The organism is Micromonospora sp. NPDC005197, assembly GCF_040608295.1.
Classification (GTDB): Bacteria; Actinomycetota; Actinomycetes; order Mycobacteriales; family Micromonosporaceae; genus Micromonospora.
The window spans coordinates 1-2,299 of the sequence record NZ_JBEXHY010000258.1 but is presented as its reverse complement, the minus strand read 5'-3'; the positions used below and the strand labels follow the sequence as shown (position 1 = coordinate 2,299).

Below are 2,299 nucleotides of genomic sequence, written 5' to 3'. Positions count from 1 at the left end.
CGACGGTCGGCGCTGCCGTCCTGGCTGCCTCGGCCAGCGCCGCGGCGGCGCCGGCGTACGGGTTGTAGCTGTAGCTGCGCGCCAGCCCGGCCGGGACCGTGAAGTACTCGGCGGACAGCTTCGCCGGGTCGCTGGCCAGCTCGCCGCGGGCGGGCACGTCGTTGCCGTCGTCCCAGCCCCAGGGGGCGTTCGCGGAGTTCGCCGAGCAGCTCCAGGTGCCGGAGCCGCAGTCGCCGGAGGTGTCGCCGGCGAACGTGCCCAGGCTGGCGAACAGGTTCGCGTTGGTCCGCTGCGCCCACAGCCCCCCGGCGGCGAAGATGTCGACGAGCTGGTACCGCACGTCGCGGTCGTTGCCGCTGCTCGGCGTCTCGGCGACCGTGGACGGGTAGTAGACCAGGCCGTCGCCGTTGATGGCGTACTGCGGATATGCCTTCAGGCCGTGCCCCTGCGCCTCCTGCGCGGTCACCGGGTGCGTGAAGGAGTCGTGCGGTGAGGTCTGGAACTGCAGGGTGCCGTCGACGCTCTCGCGGCCGCTGGTCCAGGTGCTGCCGGCCGGCGTGTACGAGTAGAAGTCGCTGTGCGCGACCGTGACCGCGCCGCGCAGGACGCCGTACGGGGAGCCGTCGCGCTCGATCGCGAAGAGGACCCCCTCGCCGTCGTTCTCGTGTTCGGTCTCGAAGAACGGGTGATCGGTCCAGTCCCGAGGGTGGAAGAACAGGTACGTGATGTACCAGTGCGTGCTCGTCTCCACGACGGAGTAGTACGCGTGCGCCGCGAGCGAGGTGCCGGACTGGCCGGCGCGGTCCCAGTTGTTGCGCCCGTTGAGGTCGCCGTCGAAGTCCACGGCGGTGAGATAGTCGGACTGGCCGCCCAGGGCGTGGGCACCGGTGGCGTCGACGTCCTGGTAGTGGACGGGCGCCCAGCGCAGGGCCAACTCGGCCCGGCTGACGGCGGCGGTGGCGGGTGCCGGCGCCGTGAGTGGCGCGACGGTCAGCGCCGCCGCGGCGGCCGTCGCGGTCAGTGCCCTCGCCACCCGGGTTCGCCGGTTCGTGCTGCTTCTGTCGCGCATGGTGTGCTCCCGCATCGAATTGACAGGCCACGATGGATGATCGTCGGCGGAGGGGTCCGGCACGTGTCCCTGCGGCGAGGAGCAGGCAGCCGCTTCTCGACGGGCTCGCGTCCGACGACCCGGTGCCGCCGCCGCTCACCGGTTGGCCAGATTGTATTGATGCCCATCGAATGCGCTGCTGGGGGTCGGTCGCGCTCGGGAGCCAGCGCGCCCGTTCTTCTCCGGATCCGGGGACGCGCGAGGTGGCCACCCCTCCCGCGCCGGGCAGTCCTCGTCAGCGGCCGCATGCCGATCGCCGTCGGGCGGCCGCCGTACGTCCGGCCCCGTACGGTCGGTCGCCCATCCGCGACCGCGACGGCGACGGTTTCCCCGGAGGTACCGATGCTCCGCATCGTCCTGGCAGTCACGACCATGGCGCTGGCCGGCTGGGCCGGCACGACCGGCTCCGCCGAGGCAGCGCCGGCGCCGGCGGTCACGCCCACACCCACCCTGTCGCCGTCACCGACCCCGACCTGCCCGCCGGCCATCCCGATCAGCGCCTCGGTGACCGCGGTGACCACCACCAGCGTGACGTTGTCGTACTCGATCCTGTTCCGCCCGCCCTGCGGTTACGACCCGCCGATGACCGTCCGACTCTTCGCCAGCCGGGAGGACGCCCAACAGTGGCAGGCTCCGGTGGCGCAGGCCGTCACCGGGCCCGAGCGCAACGGGGTCGTGACCATCGGCCAGCTGACGCCCGACACCGAGTACTGGTACCGGTTCAGCGACGCCGAGGGCCGTCGGGACCCGTACCTGGTCGGACCGGCCCGGACCGCTCCGCTGACGGCGTGCCGGGCGACGGCCACCATCGACTCCCGCTGGGGCACCGGCTTCGTCGCCACGGTGACGGTGCGCAGCACCGGGACGCAGGCGCTGGACCGGTGGAGCGTCTCCTGGCGGTGGGCCGGCGACGAGCGTATCCAGACGGTCTGGGGCGGGGTCGTCGAGACGGTCGGCGCCGACGTCACGGTTCGCAACGCCTCCTACAACGGGACACTTGCGCCGGGCGGCGCGACGACGTTCGGCGTGCTCGTGACCACCAGCGCGGTCCCCGACGGGATGACGCTGGCCTGCGGCCGCTGACCGGTCACCCGGCCGTGGGCCGCGCCCGGGCGGGGGTGGGGGGGCCGGCGCCCGGGGGGGGGGTGGCCCCGCGAGGGGGAGAGAGGGGGGGGGGGGGAGAGTGTTTGT

The 2,299-nt window shown here is 73.4% G+C and carries 2 protein-coding genes; one reads left to right on the top strand and one right to left on the bottom strand.

Annotation, left to right across the window (positions count from 1 at the left end):
* A partial coding sequence (locus ABZU46_RS31645) for a hypothetical protein (protein WP_354863359.1) occupies window positions 1-1,069 on the bottom strand: 1,069 nt, incomplete at its 3' end.
* A gap of 381 nt (window positions 1,070-1,450) precedes the next feature.
* Between ABZU46_RS31645 and ABZU46_RS31640 the strand changes: the two genes are divergently transcribed.
* The gene (locus ABZU46_RS31640; RefSeq protein ID WP_354863358.1) at window positions 1,451-2,191 is read left to right on the top strand and encodes a cellulose binding domain-containing protein; all 741 of its coding nucleotides are present in this window, start codon (window positions 1,451-1,453) and stop codon (window positions 2,189-2,191) included.
* The last annotated feature ends 108 nt before the right edge of the window (window positions 2,192-2,299 follow it).

Bases quoted from the DNA above. Each gene is read 5' to 3' on its own strand.
- ABZU46_RS31640 (WP_354863358.1), top strand. From the start codon at position 1,451: ATGCTCCGCATCGTCCTGGCAGTCACGACCATGGCGCTGGCCGGCTGG.